The 17,539-nt window shown below is 47.0% G+C and carries 17 protein-coding genes and 1 tRNA gene; 8 read left to right on the plus strand and 10 right to left on the minus strand.

From position 1 onward, the window contains the following. The first annotated feature begins 8 nt into the window (after nt 1–8). The 5 genes from DWX62_RS02245 (at nt 9) to DWX62_RS02265 (ending at nt 5,536) form a co-directional block, all read left to right on the plus strand. On the plus strand, nt 9–1,073 hold the full coding sequence (locus DWX62_RS02245; protein ID WP_115485124.1) for a hypothetical protein: 1,065 nt from the start codon (nt 9–11) through the stop codon (nt 1,071–1,073). A gap of 221 nt (nt 1,074–1,294) precedes the next feature. Continuing rightward, nucleotides 1,295–1,603 (plus strand): DUF3853 family protein, encoded by a 309-nt coding sequence (locus DWX62_RS02250; protein ID WP_005654521.1) that lies wholly within the window; start codon nt 1,295–1,297, stop codon nt 1,601–1,603. An 11-nt stretch (nt 1,604–1,614) separates the two neighbouring features. Then, nucleotides 1,615–2,682: an AAA family ATPase gene (locus DWX62_RS02255; RefSeq protein WP_117463820.1), complete on the plus strand. Its 1,068-nt coding sequence runs from the start codon at nt 1,615–1,617 to the stop codon at nt 2,680–2,682. Between the two features lie 211 nt (nt 2,683–2,893). Beyond that, on the plus strand, nt 2,894–3,850 hold the full coding sequence (locus tag DWX62_RS02260; protein ID WP_032839816.1) for a toprim domain-containing protein: 957 nt from the start codon (nt 2,894–2,896) through the stop codon (nt 3,848–3,850). Between the two features lie 282 nt (nt 3,851–4,132). Further along, a complete protein-coding gene (locus tag DWX62_RS02265; protein ID WP_120172558.1) occupies nt 4,133–5,536 on the plus strand; it encodes a mobilization protein in 1,404 nt (467 codons plus the stop codon). Between the two features lie 146 nt (nt 5,537–5,682). Here DWX62_RS02265 and DWX62_RS02270 read toward each other — a convergent pair whose 3' ends face one another. The 4 genes from DWX62_RS02270 to DWX62_RS02285 are packed head-to-tail and all read right to left on the minus strand — an operon-like array spanning nt 5,683 to nt 8,524. Continuing rightward, nucleotides 5,683–6,558 carry a radical SAM mobile pair protein B gene (locus tag DWX62_RS02270; RefSeq protein WP_005924033.1) on the minus strand — a complete coding sequence of 292 codons (876 nt, stop codon included), beginning with the start codon at nt 6,556–6,558 and terminating at the stop codon, nt 5,683–5,685. After that, nucleotides 6,555–7,223 carry a radical SAM mobile pair protein A gene (locus tag DWX62_RS02275; RefSeq protein ID WP_005924036.1) on the minus strand — a complete coding sequence of 223 codons (669 nt, stop codon included), beginning with the start codon at nt 7,221–7,223 and terminating at the stop codon, nt 6,555–6,557. The genes DWX62_RS02270 and DWX62_RS02275 overlap by 4 nt, the downstream gene beginning before the upstream one ends. A 23-nt stretch (nt 7,224–7,246) precedes the next feature. Beyond that, complete coding sequence (locus DWX62_RS02280; RefSeq protein ID WP_005924039.1) at nt 7,247–7,711, minus strand: cupin domain-containing protein; 465 nt, start codon at nt 7,709–7,711, stop codon at nt 7,247–7,249. Between the two features lie 33 nt (nt 7,712–7,744). After that, nucleotides 7,745–8,524: an MBL fold metallo-hydrolase gene (locus DWX62_RS02285; RefSeq protein ID WP_005924041.1), complete on the minus strand. Its 780-nt coding sequence runs from the start codon at nt 8,522–8,524 to the stop codon at nt 7,745–7,747. Between the two features lie 136 nt (nt 8,525–8,660). Here DWX62_RS02285 and DWX62_RS02290 point away from each other — a divergent pair, with 136 nt between their 5' ends. Beyond that, complete coding sequence (locus DWX62_RS02290) at nt 8,661–9,560, plus strand: AraC family transcriptional regulator (protein WP_025819263.1); 900 nt, start codon at nt 8,661–8,663, stop codon at nt 9,558–9,560. Nucleotides 9,561–9,786: 226 nt separating this feature from the next. On the opposite strand, the gene DWX62_RS02295 is transcribed toward DWX62_RS02290, so the two are convergent. Next, a tRNA-Ser gene (locus tag DWX62_RS02295) sits at nt 9,787–9,871 on the minus strand. Between the two features lie 116 nt (nt 9,872–9,987). Here DWX62_RS02295 and DWX62_RS02300 point away from each other — a divergent pair. Together DWX62_RS02300 and DWX62_RS02305 are read left to right on the plus strand one after the other, a co-directional pair. After that, nucleotides 9,988–12,525, plus strand: coding sequence for an endonuclease MutS2 (locus tag DWX62_RS02300; RefSeq protein ID WP_005831691.1), 2,538 nt, complete (start codon nt 9,988–9,990; stop codon nt 12,523–12,525). A 56-nt stretch (nt 12,526–12,581) separates the two neighbouring features. After that, complete coding sequence (locus tag DWX62_RS02305) at nt 12,582–13,793, plus strand: L-serine ammonia-lyase (RefSeq protein WP_005831694.1); 1,212 nt, start codon at nt 12,582–12,584, stop codon at nt 13,791–13,793. Between the two features lie 103 nt (nt 13,794–13,896). On the opposite strand, the gene DWX62_RS02310 is transcribed toward DWX62_RS02305, so the two are convergent. From DWX62_RS02310 to DWX62_RS02330, 5 genes are all read right to left on the minus strand, one after another. Further along, entirely contained in the window at nt 13,897–14,400 is a 504-nt protein-coding gene (locus tag DWX62_RS02310) for a PepSY-like domain-containing protein (RefSeq protein WP_009038162.1), read from the minus strand. Between the two features lie 36 nt (nt 14,401–14,436). Further along, nucleotides 14,437–14,877: a PepSY-like domain-containing protein gene (locus tag DWX62_RS02315; protein WP_005832634.1), complete on the minus strand. Its 441-nt coding sequence runs from the start codon at nt 14,875–14,877 to the stop codon at nt 14,437–14,439. A gap of 92 nt (nt 14,878–14,969) precedes the next feature. Next, nucleotides 14,970–16,259, minus strand: a complete 1,290-nt coding sequence (locus DWX62_RS02320; protein ID WP_120137950.1) for a HAMP domain-containing sensor histidine kinase — start codon at nt 16,257–16,259, stop codon at nt 14,970–14,972. Then, complete coding sequence (locus tag DWX62_RS02325) at nt 16,256–16,933, minus strand: response regulator transcription factor (RefSeq protein WP_016272776.1); 678 nt, start codon at nt 16,931–16,933, stop codon at nt 16,256–16,258. Before DWX62_RS02325 ends, DWX62_RS02320 begins: the two co-directional genes overlap by 4 nt. Nucleotides 16,934–16,982: 49 nt before the next feature. Beyond that, complete coding sequence (locus tag DWX62_RS02330) at nt 16,983–17,531, minus strand: DUF4738 domain-containing protein (protein ID WP_005831701.1); 549 nt, start codon at nt 17,529–17,531, stop codon at nt 16,983–16,985. Nucleotides 17,532–17,539: the final 8 nt, after the last annotated feature.

Raw genomic sequence — 17,539 nt, forward strand, 5'->3', positions numbered from 1 at the left:
AGTATGCCATGCAGAAAACGATAACAACCCTCATTCCTCAATACGGGGAGCTGAACAGAATCTGCAAAGATTGGATTGTAAGCCATACTTTCTCTTTTGAAAAGCAGAAATTCATCGTTGATTTCTACTCGAAATGGAGCGATATAAAGGCTTTTGAGCAAGCTATCCTTGAACTGGTGCTGCATACACCGCCAGAACCATGTACCCTGCTGCTGAAAAGTCTGAAAAAGGAAGTCAAAGAATACATACGGCTTTATGAATCTTACCGCCTTCTCCATGACGAAGTGATCATACGTGTATGCTACCAATACGCAGACCGCTACAAGGAAACCATCAAGGAAGAGATGGAAGTGGTAAACAGGCTGCGCAAACCGATGAACGAAGCCAACAACCGCTATGATTCCATTGGCTACCGAGAGCATACACCCGAAGAAGAAAAGCTGGCGGAAAGAGAATATGAGCGTTGCAAGGCTGAATATGAAAGGGAGAAAGCCCAACTGGAGCATCTTTATGAGCAGCAAACCCTTCTCTGGAAAGAAGCCCGGCAATACATGAAAAACCGTTGCGACGACATCTACCTGCTTAGCGTACACTTCATGGGCATCCTGACCAAATATGTACCGGACGAAGAAAGCCAACCGAACGAAGCAGACAGGCAGAGCCGTACAGACAGCCAGCCGGAAGCTGAAACTACAACCGCATCGACTACAGCTACGACTGCCGGATTGCCTGAATATTTCAGCATGAAGCTGATTTCCCTAATTCATGAAGTTTGTGCAGGGGAACAGTTTGAAGACATTACCGCACCGGATTTCTATGCCTGCATGAATCTGCATCCCTGCCAGTGCGTACTGAAAATAAAGCCAAGGGAAAAGATACGGGTATGCTATCTGATTTCCCTGATGAGGGAGCAGTTGCCGGGGCAGGATAAGGACAAATGGAAGGAAGCCATCCTGAAACACCTGGATATTGATGAAGACTATTACAAGTCCAAGTACAGGGAACCCGTTTCCGATTTACCCAGTATTCCCAACCAAAAGTTCGCCAAGGAAATGGACGGAATATTCCGATAACCCGTGATATTCCAATATATTTTACGACATGACCACTTATACCACTCAAAATAATTTTTGAGTGGTATTTTTATTTCTTGATATTCAGCGATATAACAGAACAATCCATATCTATCATCCACATACTTACCACTCAAAACCCTACCTAATTTTGCATCGTTCGAGAACAGAAGAAACAGCCTGTGCGCAGGGCTATTGTCAAACAAGTAATCATACGGACGATGAACAACCTCAAAGAACTGTTAGTGAAACCCGTCTGGCAGATGACAGGCGAAGAGTTCCTTTTTCTAAGCAGACACGCTTCGGTACAGGCAGAGGCGCAACCGCAGCCGACCACCGACACGGAAAGAAAGTACGTGTACGGCATACTCGGCATAGCCAAGCTTTTCGGGTGCAGCCTGCCCACAGCCAACCGCATCAAGAAAAGCGGAAAGATAGACAAAGCCATTACCCAGATTGGACGCAAGATTATCGTGGATGCGGAACTGGCGCTGGAACTGGCTGGCAAGAAAACCGGAGGACGCAGATAAAGGAGGTGATTATGGACTATATAAAAGAAATATCACCCGAACAAGCCGTTATCCTCTGGCAGGAATCCCGGCTAAGTCTGTCAAGATGCTACGAAAAAGCCCCCGAAATTCTGAAAGTACACGGCTCTGTCATCGGGACGCTGGGCAATTTCAGCGCATCCATCGGCAAAGCCAAGAGCAAGAAAACCTTCAATGTATCGGCTATCGTAGCCGCTGCATTGAAGAACGGTACCGTGTTACGATATGCGGCTGAACTGCCCGAGGAAAAGCGGAAAGTGCTTTATATAGATACGGAGCAAAGCCCCTACCACTGCCTGAAAGTGATGAAGCGGATCCTGCGGATGGCAGGATTGCCCGATGACAGGGACAGCGGTTATCTGGAGTTTCTCGCTTTGAGAAAATACACCCCGGAACAGCGCATCAGCATTGTAGAACAGGCTATCTACCACTCACCGGATATTGGGCTGGTCATCATAGACGGCATCCGGGATATGGTGTACGACATCAACAGCCCCGGTGAATCCACCCGCATCATATCCAAGCTGATGCAGTGGACGGACGACAGGCAGATTCATATCCATACGATACTGCATCAGAACAAGGGGGATGAGAACGCAAGAGGGCACATTGGTACGGAACTGAACAACAAGGCGGAAACAGTCCTGCTGGTGGAAAAGGACAAGGGGAACAGCGACATCAGCCATGTTTCCGCCATGCACATCCGGGCGATGGATTTCGAGCCTTTTGCATTCTGCATCAACGACAGAGCCCTGCCCGAACTTGCGGAAGGCTACAAGCCGGAAGCAAGGAAGCCGGGAAGACCCTCGGTGGAAAAGTTTGACCCTTACAAGGATATTTCAGAACCGCAGCACCGTGCCGCACTGGAAGCCGCTTTTGCACTGAAAGAGGAATACGGCTACAAGGAGCTGGAAGACACCTTAATCAGGACTTATCTGGCAGAAGGGGTTAGACTGAATCACCAGAATGCAGTGGCGCTTATCACCATGCTGCGCAACAAACGGATGATAGTGCAGGAAAACGGCAGGAAGTATTCCTTCAAGCCCGATTACCACTATTAGCCGACAATCCCGAAAATCGCTTCACTTTATTCCCGTATCCTATATATACGACAATTTAGTGAAGTGATTTCAGAAACAGACAAATCACTTCACTTTATTCCGGGGGTCTATATATTAGGAGTTTAGTGAAGTGATTGTACTGACCGCATACTTTTAAGAGTTGCGGGCAAAAAGAGAAATAATCAAAGCACTCACTAAAAACGATTTCCTTATGAACATCGAGACTGCAAAACAAATCAATCTGGCTGACTACCTGCACAGCCTGGGGTATTCACCCGTCAAACAGCAGGGTATCAACCTTTGGTACAAATCTCCCTTGAGGGAAGAAACAGAGGCTTCCTTCAAAGTGAACACCGAACGCAACCAGTGGTACGACTTCGGTTTAGGGAAAGGGGGCGGTATCATTGAACTGGCTGCACACCTGTATGCTACCGACCATGTACCTTACCTGCTGGAGCGGATTGCGGAACAGACACCGCATGTACACCCGGTATCTTTCTCTTTTGGCAAGCAGGACTCTTTCGGTCCGAGCTTCCAACAGCTGGAGATAGTACCGCTATCGTCTCCTGCCCTGCTTTCCTATTTACAAGGTAGAGGAATAAATCTGGAACTGGCAAAAAGAGAATGTAGTGAAGCCCGTTACACCCACAACGGCAAGCGTTACTTTGCCATCGCATTCCCTAACGGTTCGGGTGGGTTTGAGGTTCGTAACCCCTATTTCAAGGGCTGCATCGCCCCCAAGGAAATCTCCCACATCAGACAGTCGGGAAAAGCAAGGACTGCCTGCTATGTGTTCGAGGGTTTCATGGACTACCTTTCCTTTCTGACATTGAGACAAGAGAGCTGCCCAAATTATCCGGAATTGGACGGGCAGGACTATATTGTATTGAACTCCGTATCGAATGTGAACAAGGCTCTCTATCCGTTGGGCAATTACGAACGCATCCACTGCTTTTTCGACAACGACCATGCAGGAATGGAAGCACTCCGGCAAATCCGCATGGAATACGGCAGAGACCGGTACATCCGGGACGCTTCGCAGATTTACAGCGGATGCAAGGACTTGAACGAATACTTACAGAAACAGGTTGAAAGAAAAAGGCAGCTCCAGTCCGCCAAAGGGGTGCGCAGCCAATCACCGGAGAAGAAGAGCGGCTTCCGGTTATAGCCCACTATAACTACACGCTCCGCTTTCGTAGTTGTGGGCTCTCCCGAGGGGATTAGGGCTTTGCCCTAATGACCCACTCAGGGCGTTTCACCCCTGAGAACCCCGAGCAAAGAGTGACCCTCTCTTTGCAATCTCCGCTTATGGGTTACCCCTAAGAAATCTCGTGCAAATGAGAGCAGAGGCAAACTTGCTTGACCTATGCCGAATGCAGCCGAGATTCATAAAATAACCCCTCTGCGAAAGCGAGCAAAGTAAATTAATTGTAAACAAAGAAAAGAAGCTATGGCAACAAAATCAAGCATACACATCAAGCCTTGCAACATCGCATCGAGCGAGGCACACAACCGAAGGACTGCCGAGTATATGCGTAATATCGGGGAGTCCAGAATCTATGTCGTTCCCGAACTTTCCACCAACAACGAACAGTGGATAAATCCCGACTTCAGCACTCCCGAACTGCGAACTCATTATGACAATATCAAGCAAATGGTCAAGGAAAAGACCGGACGTGCCATGCAGGAAAAGGAAAGGGAACGCAAGGGAAAGAATGGAAAGATTATCAAGGTGGCGGGATGCTCACCCATCCGTGAAGGAGTATTGCTTATCAGACCGGACACCACACTGGCTGATGTACGCAAATTCGGTGAAGAGTGCCAAAGACGCTGGGGCATCACTCCGCTACAGATTTTCCTGCATAAAGACGAAGGGCATTGGCTGAACGGTCAGCCGGAAGCGGAAGACAAAGAGAGCTTCCAAATAGGAAGCAGATGGTTCAAGCCGAACTATCATGCTCATATCGTATTCGACTGGATGAACCACGAAACCGGGAAGAGCCGAAAGCTCAATGACGAGGATATGGCAACCATGCAGACCCTTGCTTCCGATATTCTGCTAATGGAACGTGGGCAGACAAAAGCTGTCACAGGTAAAGAGCATCTGGAACGAAACGATTTCATCATTGAGAAGCAGAAAGCCGAACTGCAACGTATAGAAGAAACCAAGCGACACAAGGAGCAACAGGTAAGCCTTGCCGAACAGGAACTCAAACAGGTAAAAGCTGAGATACGTACAGACAAACTCAAAAGTGCAGCTACCGATGTAGCCACTGCCATAACCAGCAGCGTAGGTTCTCTTTTCGGAAGCGGTAAGTTGAAAGAACTGGAACATAACATCGAGCAGCTACATCAGGAGATTGCCAACCGGGACAAAGCTACTGATGAATTAAAAATTCAGATGCAACAAATGCAGGAACAGCACGGCAGACAAATACGCAATCTTCAAGGAATACATAATAAAGAGATTGAAGCTAAAGACAAAGAAATATCACGGCTAAACACCCTGCTTGAAAAGGCATTATGCTGGTTCCCATTACTCAAAGAAATGCTGAGAATGGAAAAATTATGCTATGTCACTGGTTTTACCAAGGGGATGGTTGATTCTCTTTTATACAAAAAGGAAGCTCTCAGATGTAGTGGAAAAATCTATTCCGAAGAATATAGACAGAGATTTGAAACAAAAAATGTAATTTTCAAAATTGAACGAAGCCCGATCGATAAGAATAAATTGATGCTGACTATAAACCAACAGCCAATCAGCGAATGGTTCAAAGAACAATGGGAGAAGTTACAGCAGCATCTGCGTAACTCAGTGCAGAAAGAACAAAAATCCAGAGGATTCAGGATGTAATATAGAGAAGTACAATTCATCATGGATTGTACTTCTATCGTAATATATAGTACAAAATCTAAGTTGTCTAACTATTCTAAAGTAAAATAAGCAATAAAAGAATATCTTATTCACTATTAATATACCATATTGTCAATATCTTTCCCTCATTTAGTCAATCGTATCTTTTCGTGGTAGAAATAATTTACGATAACCGGCTTGCCTTTTTCCGAGCGCCCGTAAGGCAAATCATTTATTCTATATGGAAACCCCTGTGCCTTGGCGTATTGGGAAATGTCCTGTTCCAATGCCTGCCAGTAATCAAGCCTCTTTTTGTTGTATATTTCTTCGTATAACGGAAAGAGGTCGGGATGCTTCTCACGGATATACGTCATTATCCCTCCCTTGAACTGCCCGCGCAGATTCAGGTTTTCGAGCCATATCAAATCGGCATATCCTTTCACTTTCTCGATAATCGCCTTCATATCGGTTATTCCGGGGAATATGGGCGATACAAAACACACGGTACGGATGCCCGCCTCATAGACCTGACGCATTGCGTTCAGACGACGTTCTATGCTCACGGCATTGTCCATATCCGTACGAAAACGCTCGTCAAGCGTATTGACCGACCATGACACCGTTACTTTGGGAAAACGCTTCAACAGGTCGAGGTCGCGCAGGACAAGGTCGGACTTAGTGCATATCATAATCTCGGCGTTGCTCCCACGCAGCTCTTCGAGCAGCCTGTGGGTACGGCAAAATTGCTCCTCATACGGGTTGTAACCATCCGTCACGGAACCTATCACAATGCGCTCTCCGTCATATTTGTGCGGATTGGCTATCGGTTTCCAGTTCTTCACGTCCAGAAATGCACCCCACGGTTCTGTATGCCCGGTGAATCGTTTCATAAACGATGCGTAGCAATACTTACAGGCGTGGGGACAGCCCACGTAAGGGTTGACCGAATATCCTCCGACCGGCAGTGAGGATTTGGTCATAACGCTCTGTACGTCTATTTCTTTGATTATTTCGGTATTCATTGTAAGCGTTTTGTAAATTGTTCCGGCAGTTCCTGAATCATCCTTTCTTCGCCCATTATAGGCAGCAAATCCTCTTTCATAAACACGGGGACGCCCTGTGTTTGGGCTTGGTCGGCAATGTGAAGCACCCATTCGGGACGGGAATCCACTTTGCCTTTCCGATGTCCGGTCTCCGTACCTATGACAATCCAGTCGATACCCTCGAAATCTATATCGCCGATTTCATCGAAAATAGGTTCGAAAGTGACATGGTAGTGCTTGGCCTTGATATTTCTTTTCAAATCGTCTAGCCGCTTTTTTTCGGAATTGCGCGTGACGGTCACGCCCATCCATACATTCTCGTCATCTGTAGAGAAACTGATCTTGTCCGGACATTTCGTAAGGAATATATAAGCGTGTTGCGGATTGCTTTTCATTCGTCTGAATATTTCCGCATTCCATTCAGGCTTCCAATCGGAGAAATCGCTCATTCCGGTCATCAGCCATACGTGAGGCTTGGGCGTGTCGATGATACGCAGCTTTCGCACCATATATTCCGGTACGGAGAAGTCGTCCGTAATATGGAAACGGCGGCAGTTGTTACGGGCATAGCAGTAGCTGCACCCGATGGAGCAGCCTACCACTATGTTCATATTCTTTATCAGGGATTTTATACAGATAGTCATCTGCTTAGAGTTCCTTTTTAGAATCATTTCGGAGAGACTTTCCATTTTACCGGTTCTTTCAGTATGATTCCGTCAGTGGCATCCTCCTGTGAGAATGTATTGCTGCAATATTGTATGCAGAGCATGAGGAGCGGAGTCGTTCCGTTGTTACGGACACTTCGTTTTCCTGCAGGAGATACCCTGACAACGCTACCTTCTTCCACTGGGAACACTGTTCCGTCTACTTGAAATTCACCTTTACCGGAGAGGAAAAAATAAAGTTCCTCATGACTCTTGTGACTATGCAGAAATCCGGTTTCTGTACCCGGGGCGAATGACTGGAAAGAAAACTCGCTTCCCGTAGTTCCGAGAGCGGTGCTGCAGAATACTTTTCCGGGAATTTTCACATCCGGGCCAAGCTGAAGTTCGTATTCATTCAGTTCATTCAACTTACCGACACTGATCGCGGCGAAATTCTGTTCTACCGCGATTTTCCTAATCTTTTTCATCTTTCTAATATTTTGAAATGATTGTTTATACAGTTATTTAAGTGTTATGCTTTCTCCGTCTTCCGGTATAATCAGTCGGCTCATATCCGTCCCGTGATGGCGAGCTTCGTTGCGAAGGATGGCACGGGTGGTCTGGCAATGATCGATGGCATCCATGTGTACGGTAATCAGCTTGATGTGTGGGGGGAGTGTGTCAAGCATCGCCATTACTTCCTGTTCATTGGGGATGATACAACCGTCCGTCTTAGAGAATTCGGGGAATACCGCACCGCCACTGTTCACCACAATATAATTAGGACGATACTTTTCCACGGTAGCAAGAGTACATTCTTCCCATTTGCAATCGCCCATGATATAAATAGTCGGAAGCCCTTCGGACATCAGCACATAGCCCGAAACAGGTCCCATCATCTGGCCTATCTGACCGAAACCGTGATGGCCAATAGCACGGTGGATGGTCAGATGACCTAAGGTTATGCTCTCTTCAATCGCTTCTACATTTGAGAAACCATCTTTCAGGATGGCGGCCTTATCTTGTGGCTGGGTGTAGAAAGGAATGTCTTTCGGCAAATGCTGCTTTACACTTGGTTCGTAATGGTCGATGTGGTTGTGGGTGAGCAGTACCATATCAACACCTTCAGTAATGTCGCTAATAGGCATTACGAGATGTACCCTCGGATTCTTATATACACCGAGAGCTGATTGCAGGGTTCCTTTGTCGGCAAATACGGGGTCAATAAGAATGGTATGTCCTGCATAGTTGATTTTCAAGGTGGCACTGCGTACCAACCGAATAATTGCTTTTTCGTTCATGATGTTATGTTTTGTATTATTTTTCGGGTACAAAGTTCGAAAGGATATCCCAATGTCTCTATGCCTTAAAAACAGGAATATATGCCATTTTGATAAAAGAATGATGTATATTTGCAGAAAGCAAAAAACAAGAGTGATGAAAGCTATAATCAATCCCGAAAGACTTGTAAGCGTTCCGTTCAATAAAACGCAATGTGGCGTAGACTTCTACATTAACACAGGCGAAAGCAAGGACATCTGTGGTGTCTTGACCGAGCATAAGGCGTTTAAGACAGATTTTTTCAGCTTCTATTTCTTTCGTCGTGCCAATGGATATTTGTTGCTGAACTTCCGAAAAGTGGAGTTACGGGATGGTATGGTGCTGCTTTTGTCGCCGCACCAGCAACAGGAATGGCACGTGAACGAGGTAGAACTAGATTACACTTTTCTTATTTTCCGCGAAGACTTTATGCGCACGTTCATTGCTGACAAGTTCTTCGTATATCGGCTGTTGTATTATTATCAGACTGATACACCGCCCTACTTGTTTGCCGAGCCGGAGGAGCTGACGGAATATATGCGCCTCTTAAAAAAGATAAAACAAGAACTACAACATCCTGTGGTAGACACTTACAACCTCATTGTGTCAGTGCTTTATTATCTACTGGTAATTATCAACCGGGCATACGCTCAAACTTATCGTCTACCTGTCGAAGTGCCAAAAAACAATTACGCATTCAAATTCAAGGACTTACTCGAAAAACATATCCGAACGACACAGCGCGTTCAAGAATATGCTGATATGCTTCGGGTAAGTCGTATCACCTTGAATAATTCTGTCATGGCGCAATTTGGTGTATCAGCCATTCACTTACTCAAGCAACGTCTTTTGGAAGAGCTGAAAAATGAGCTACTGTTCTCCAATCTGAATGTGAGCCAACTGGCAGACGAGTTCCACTTTTCCGACCCCAGTCACCTCATGCGTTTTTTCAAAAAAGAAACAGGCAAGACTTTTACCCAATATCTAATGAATTACAAAAGAGGAATATATGAATAGAAATTTCATATTTGGCAAATGAATTCCATATTTAAGATATTTATTTTTTTGAATAACTATATTTTTCGTCATAAAGGTTCATTCTGCCAGTCCATAGAAATACCAATCGCTTTGTAATTGACATTCTTTTGAAGAATCTTAAAAAATACAAAAACACCCAATTTTACATTCTTGGGTGTAAAAAAGGGTGTAAATCTCGCAAATGCTTGATTTACACCCTTTATTGCGGAGAGACAGGGATTCGAACCCCGGGTGCCTCGCAGCACAACGGTTTTCAAGACCGCCGCAATCGACCACTCTGCCACCTCTCCTAAAACTTCCTTTTCGGGAAGTGCTTTCCTCTTTAAAGCGGTGCAAAGGTACAAATCATTTTTAATTCTGCAAACTTCCTTTCTCTTTTTTCATGAATTAATAGTACTTTTGCACCATGATATATCCGCAGAACTTTGAACAGAAAATAGGTTTCGACCAAATACGCCAATTGCTGAAAGAAAAATGCCTCAGTACACTTGGCGAAGAACGGGTGATGGACATGGCATTCTCCGACCACTTTGGAGAGGTAGAGGAGCGTTTGGACCAAGTCACTGAATTTGTACGCATACTCCAAGAAGAAGACAACTTCCCGGCACAATACTTTTTTGATGTACGCCCGTCACTGAAACGCATACGTGTGGAAGGCATGTATCTAGATGAACAAGAACTCTTTGACCTACGCCGTTCACTAGAAACCATACGTGATATTGTACGCTTCCTACAGAAAAGCGACGATGATGAGGAAGAGGGCGCTTCCCCCTACCCTTGTCTGAAAAGACTGGCAGGAGACATCACCGTTTTCCCACAGCTCATAGCAAAAATAAACGGCATCCTCTCTCCTTACGGAAAAATCAAGGACAATGCCTCTACAGAGTTGGCACGCATCCGCCGGGAACTGGCAAGTACTATGGGAAGTATCTCCCGCTCACTGAACAGTATTCTACGAAATGCCCAGTCCGAGGGCGTTGTGGACAAAGACGTAACGCCCACCATGCGTGACGGCCGTCTGGTCATTCCCGTTGCACCGGCACTGAAACGGAAAATACGCGGTATTGTACACGACGAGTCGGCCAGTGGTAAAACCGTATTCATCGAGCCTGCCGAAGTAGTGGAAGCCAACAATCGCATACGAGAACTTGAAGGTGACGAACGCAGAGAAATTATCCGCATCCTGACGGACTTCTCCAACCAGCTGCGCCCCTCCATCTCCGACGTACTGCTATCATACGAGTTCCTTGCCGAAATAGACTTCATACGTGCCAAAGCATTGTTTGCCGAGCAAATATCCGGACTCAAACCGGCTCTCGAAAACAAGCAACTACTGGACTGGACAATGGCGGTACACCCACTCTTGCAACTTTCTCTCGCCAAACATGGCAAAAAAGTCGTACCGCTTGACATCGAACTGAATGAAAAGCAACGTATCCTCATTATCTCCGGTCCGAACGCAGGCGGCAAGTCCGTCTGCCTAAAGACAGTAGGCTTATTACAATACATGCTGCAATCCGGACTACTCATCCCGATGCACGAACGCAGTCATGCCGGAATATTCAGCAGTATATTCATCGACATCGGTGACGAGCAGTCCATTGAAGATGATTTGAGTACCTACTCCTCCCACCTTATGAACATGAAAATCATGATGAAAAGCTGCAATGAACGGAGCCTCATCCTGATTGATGAATTCGGTGGTGGAACGGAGCCCCAGATAGGAGGCGCCATCGCCGAAGCCGTATTGAAACGCTTCAACCAAAAACAGACGTTCGGTGTCATCACCACACACTATCAGAACCTGAAGCATTTTGCCGAAGACCATGAAGGTGTAGTAAACGGCGCCATGCTCTATGACCGCCATCTGATGCAAGCACTGTTCCAGTTGCAGATAGGCAATCCGGGCAGTTCGTTCGCTGTAGAGATTGCCCGCAAAATAGGTCTGCCGGAAGATGTCATCGCCGATGCCTCGGAAATTGTGGGCAGTGAATACATCAATGCCGATAAGTACCTGCAAGACATTGTGCGCGACAAACGCTATTGGGAAGGCAAACGCCAGACAATACGCCAGCGTGAAAAGCACATGGAAGAGACTATCGAGCGCTATCAAACCGAAATCGAAGATTTGCAGAAATCCCGGAAGGAGATTCTGCGCAAAGCGAAGGAAGAAGTGGAGCAACTGATGCAGGAAGCCAATGCACGCATCGAGAACACCATACGCTCCATCAAAGAAGCCCAAGCAGAAAAAGAAAAAACACGCCAGGCCCGCCAGGAGTTGACGAACTTCCGTGAATCAATGGAAGCGCTTGCCAACAAGGAACTGGAAGAAAAAATCGCCCGCAAAATGGAAAAGCTGAAAGAGAAGCAGAACCGGAAAAAGGAAAAGAAAGCGGGCAAAGGAAAAGAGAACGGACTGTCTGCCCAGGCTTTGGCAGAACAGCAGGCGCGGAAAGAGGCAGAACGCCTTGCAGCCATCACCCCCGGCTGCAACGTCAGAATAAAGGGCCAAACCTCTGTGGGCGAAGTAATGGAAGTGAATGGCAAGAATGCGGTCATCGCGTTCGGCAGCATCAAGACTACCGTAAAGCTGGACAGGCTGGAACGTACCAACGCGCAGCCTAAACAAGCTGATGTGTCCACCAAAAGCACTTTCATCAGCGCCCAGACCCAGGACAGCATGTACGAGAAGAAACTGCATTTCAAACAAGACATTGATGTCCGCGGCATGCGTGGCGACGAAGCCTTGCAAGCCGTTACCTATTTCATTGATGACGCCATCCTTGTCGGCATGTCACGCGTGCGTATCCTTCACGGAACGGGAACAGGCATCCTGCGCATGCTTATCCGTCAATATCTGGAAACTGTCCCCGGAGTGCGCCACTTTGCCGACGAACATATACAGTTCGGCGGAGCAGGCATCACCGTTGTGGACTTGAGTTAATGGATAATTGACAGTTGATAATTGATAGTTAAAGCTAAATCATAAATCTGAAATATATGAAATCAATCAAAGAACTCTACCGTATCGGTACCGGTCCATCCAGCAGCCACACCATGGGACCGCGCAAGGCAGCTCAGATATTCCTGGAAAGGCATCCCGAAGCAGCCGCATTCCAAGTAACCCTATACGGAAGCCTCGCCGCTACCGGCAAGGGACACATGACCAATGTTGCCATCACCGAGACACTGCAACCCGCAGCACCGGTAGAAATAATCTGGGAACCCAAAATATTCCTGCCCTTCCATCCCAACGGCATGAAATTCGTTTCTTTGGACAGCGAAGGCAAGGAGACCGACCAATGGACTGTATTCAGTGTCGGCGGCGGTGCCCTGGCAGAAGAGAATGACGGAGCATCATCCGTAAACACCCCGGATGTATACGAAATGAACAGTATGACCGAAATACTACAATGGTGTGAACGTACCGGAAAAAGTTACTGGGAGTACGTCAAGGAATGCGAGGAAAGCGACATTTGGGATTACCTGCAGGAGGTATGGAAAACCATGCAGGCTGCCGTAAAACGGGGATTGGATAGTGAAGGAGTCTTGCCTGGCCCTCTGAATCTGCGCCGAAAGGCTTCTACCTATTATATACGTGCCAGTGGCTACAAGGCTTCCCTCCAGTCGCGCGGACTAGTATTTGCCTATGCCTTGGCAGTAAGTGAAGAAAATGCGTCAGGTGGGGTCATTGTCACTGCACCTACCTGCGGTTCGTGTGGCATTGTACCGGCAGTGCTCTATCATCTGCAAAAAAGCCGGGAGTTCAGCGACACACGCATACTCCGTGCCCTTGCCACAGCCGGACTGATAGGAAACATCGTGAAGACCAACGCTTCCATTTCGGGAGCGGAAGCCGGATGCCAGGCAGAGGTAGGCGTAGCATGTTCCATGGCATCAGCCGCAGCCAACCAATTGTTTGGAGGCAGTCCGGCACAAATAGAATATGCCGCTGAAATGGGATTGGAGCATCATTTGGGAATGACCTGCGACCCGGTTTGTGGGTTGGTACAAATCCCGTGCATCGAACGTAATGCCTACGCCGCCGCACGTGCCCTGGATGCCAACCTTTACTCCTCCTTCACCGATGGCATGCACCGCGTATCATTCGACAAGGTGGTGGAAGTCATGAAAGAAACCGGAAACGACCTGCCCTCCCTCTACAAAGAAACCAGCGAAGGAGGACTGGCGAAGGATTATAAGCCGATGTAGTTAGAGATTACGGATTACGGATTAAGGATGAAGGATTAGGGGTGTGCAATCATATTGAACCTTAATCCTTCATCCTTAATCCGTAATCCCTAACCCCTCATCCCTAATCAAGTTTTACCGGCCAATGCGTATCATCCCTATTACCGCTCACATCTTTTGTCTGTAGCAAGCCGCCTTCTTCCGAATAGAACAATTGATACTCTGCATTTCCCTTTTCAACTTCAATGACAAACTGCATAGGCACTACCGGATACTCCAAAAGAACAATCTCCTCTATCTTCCAACCGGCATACTCACTGGCGCTGAAAGAGGTCTGTACTGTTCCCGGAAGATTATTCCAAAGCAATTCGGTTTCCGTCAGTTGCCATTCCGCCTGATTATTGAACCATACATCCTTTTCCTGCCCATCCACTTTACAATCTGCAACGAAATAGCCCCCTTTCTGTTCCCATTCCACATGGATTGCGGAAGGGTATTTGGACTTCAATGCTTGTGACATTGCTTCGGGCACTTTGACATCATCCTTGTCGTCATCATCACTGCATGCACCAAGTGCCAAGGCGGCGATGAACATCATCGCCAACATTTGAATCTTTATTCTCATCATTTCTCTATAAAGTTTAGGTTAATAGTTACTGGAGAATCAATCGTCCATGCTGACGAACTTTCCCTTTTTGTTGAACTTCAAAGAGTAGTCATTACCCAATTCAATTTCCACACCGGTACGTCCGCGTTCGATTTTAGTAATAATCTCTCTCGGGAAGTTAGCCTTCACATACTCCTTTACCGGAACCGGAATCAATGCTTCGGGAACAGCGGACTTCTTGCAATCCACTTCCAACCAATTTCCTTTCTTGTCGAAGTCTATTTCCGTACGGTCTGTCAACAGCACTTCATATTTTTTAGTCTGCAATATTTCACTTTCAATCTTGATGTGTGAAATGTGCGGTTTCGAGAAATACTGGTTGATAAAATTGCGTGCCGTCAGCGGAAGCTGCTTGGCATCCTGAGTGATAACATCACCGGCAAAGGCAAACTGAACAGCTACAAGAGCCAACACAAGAATAGACAATACTTTCTTCATAATCGTTATTTTTTAATGTTACTAATAAATTTCATATCATTCACACTGCAAATAACGGTAGAGAATTAGGAAAGATTTGGGAATAACCGCAGTTAACGATAAATTTTACTTTCTTTAACCAGACGGAAGGTATGCATACCGTCCTGCCATTCATACGTGAGCCTCAATGAAGACGACAACGCAATGGAACGCGCTATGGCAAGCCCCAGTCCGGTGGAGTCCTTCTTGCCATCCATGCCATGATAGAAACGCCGGAACAACTTCTCTCCATCCAAAGGGGCATCCCCCGTATTCCTGATGACCAGAGAAGCGGGAGTAGTAAACACCTGCAACTCTCCCCCTTCCCTATTGTGCAGCAACGAGTTCTTCACCAGATTGGAAACCAGTATTTGCGCCAGCGAATGGTTGCAACGGATGATAAAAGGCTGCTCCTCCCGTTTTCGTATCAGTCTCACCTGCTTATGTTCATAGATATCCATCAGGTCGGGCAAGAGTTCATCCAATATCTCATCCACCGAAACATCTTCCATCTCGGTATACTGCCCGTTCTCTATACGGGAAAGCAACAGCAGGGACTTGTTCAGTTTTACGGCACGCCCCAGCGTGGCATATATCTCGTCCAGCTGCTCCATTTGCTGTTCCGTCATCCCTTCACTCTCAGCCAGCAGTTCCACTTTTCCCCTCACGATGGCAAGCGGTGTCTGCAACTCATGCGAGGCATTCTCGATGAACTGCTTCTGCTCCTCGTATGCCTTGTAGCTGCGGTTGCCCATATCCAATGCAGCATCGCTCAACTGGCGGAACTCCCGTATCTTCGTCGGGTTGTCCAATGGAGGCGCCTCCTTGCCGGGCTGAATGCAGTGCAGCCAGTCAAGCAACCTATGTAACGGACGGAACACTCCCTTCAGCACCAACTGGATGCCGATGGAAGTACAGATGAGAAACAACAGGAACAGCGCTCCCAGATACCAAAGCATAGCCTCCACCATGTCATCCCGCTCCAAAATGGAAATCATCAGTTTCAACTCATAATATTGCCCGTCGGGCATACGGAAAGCGGTACACATGACACGTACCGGTTCGTCTTCATCCTCCAGTTCGATATAAACCGTAGCATCATAGAACACTTGTCTGTAATGCCGCCCTTCCTCTTCGGATATAGGGGTGAACTTATAGAAAGACATCAACGAGCCTTCCGTTTCGAGTATCGAGGGGTCGTGAAGCGCACTCTCCATCAATATCTCACCGTAATTCTCCAACGTATCGTCCGTCTCATCCACCACCTCGTCAATGATTGCGTAATAGAACAGCACACCCCACACTGCCATCAACAGAAACAGCAGCAATGCAAGTTTGCGGTAGGTGTAGCTCAGCAGCTTCATCGTTCGGAGAGTTTGTAGCCGAATCCATAGACAGCCTTTAATTCTATGGTAGCCTCAGCTTGTTTCAATTTCTTACGCAGATTCTTCACTTGCGAGTAGATAAAATCCAACGAATCCGCCTGGTCTATATTGTCTCCCCACACCGACTCGGCAAGGCTCATTTTATTGATGACCCGGCCGGGGTTGACTACAAAATAATAAAGCAGGTCGAACTCCTTGCGGTTCAGCTGCAAGGGTTTTCCGTTTATCTCTACCTGCCGTTTGTCGGGGTAGAGCAAAAGATTTCCAAGGGTGACGGTCACATCTCCCTTCGCCTGCCGCCGACGTATCAATGACTTGACACGTGCATTGAGTTCTGCCAGATGGAAAGGCTTTGTAAGGTAATCGTCGGCTCCCAGTTCCAGCCCGTCCACCTTGTCGTCCAGCGAGTCTTTGGCCGAGATAATAAGCACACTGTCACTGCGGTGCAGCCGTTTCAGCTCACGCAGCAAGTCCAGACCGCTCCCGCCAGGCAACATGATATCCAGCAGAATGCAGTCGTAATCGTAGTCATTGATTTTATCCAATGCCGAAAAATAGTCGGCAGCGGTCTCTACAACAAACTTTTCTTTCAAGAGCGAAGTGCGGATGGTTTCCCGCAAATCTTGCTCATCTTCTACAATCAGGATTTTCATACCGGCAAAGATGGTCTACAAAACTGGAAACAATCTGGAAAACTATCCACTAATCAATGCTGTCTGTCTGATAGTCCTCCATCAGTTCTTCTTTTGCCATGGAGATTTTCCCGTCAGCCGTAATGGTCAGTCTGATGGGAACATAAAGGTCGGATTGCGGATAGCAGACGCTGGCCGCGTATATGATTCCTTGCGGAGTGGTCTTGTCATAGACCAGCCCCTCAAGAATAGAGTACTTCATGAACTTGGCATCCACCAACGAAGCAAAATTATCTTTGGTGAACACTTTATCCACCACCTGCTTCCCGCCGCACGTGATGCGCAAGGTGATACGGTTATCCACAAATTTCTCCCCCTGCTCGTTTTTCACTATCGGCAGAGATTCATCCGGCCGGCGCACTACAGAAGACTGATACTCTTTTCCCTTATACGTAAAGGATGTTTTTACATCGGACACCTGCATGCGCTGTGGGCCGGCAATTTCTGTACTATCCTGCATCAATACCTGCGTACCGTCTTTCTTATTCTTGTCTTGCGACGAACAAGCAGTGAAGAAAATGACCGATGCACACACTAAAATATAGACTATATTCTTCATCGTTCTGT

The organism is Bacteroides sp. AF20-13LB (genome assembly GCF_003603065.1).
Lineage (GTDB): Bacteria > Bacteroidota > Bacteroidia > Bacteroidales > Bacteroidaceae > Bacteroides > Bacteroides uniformis.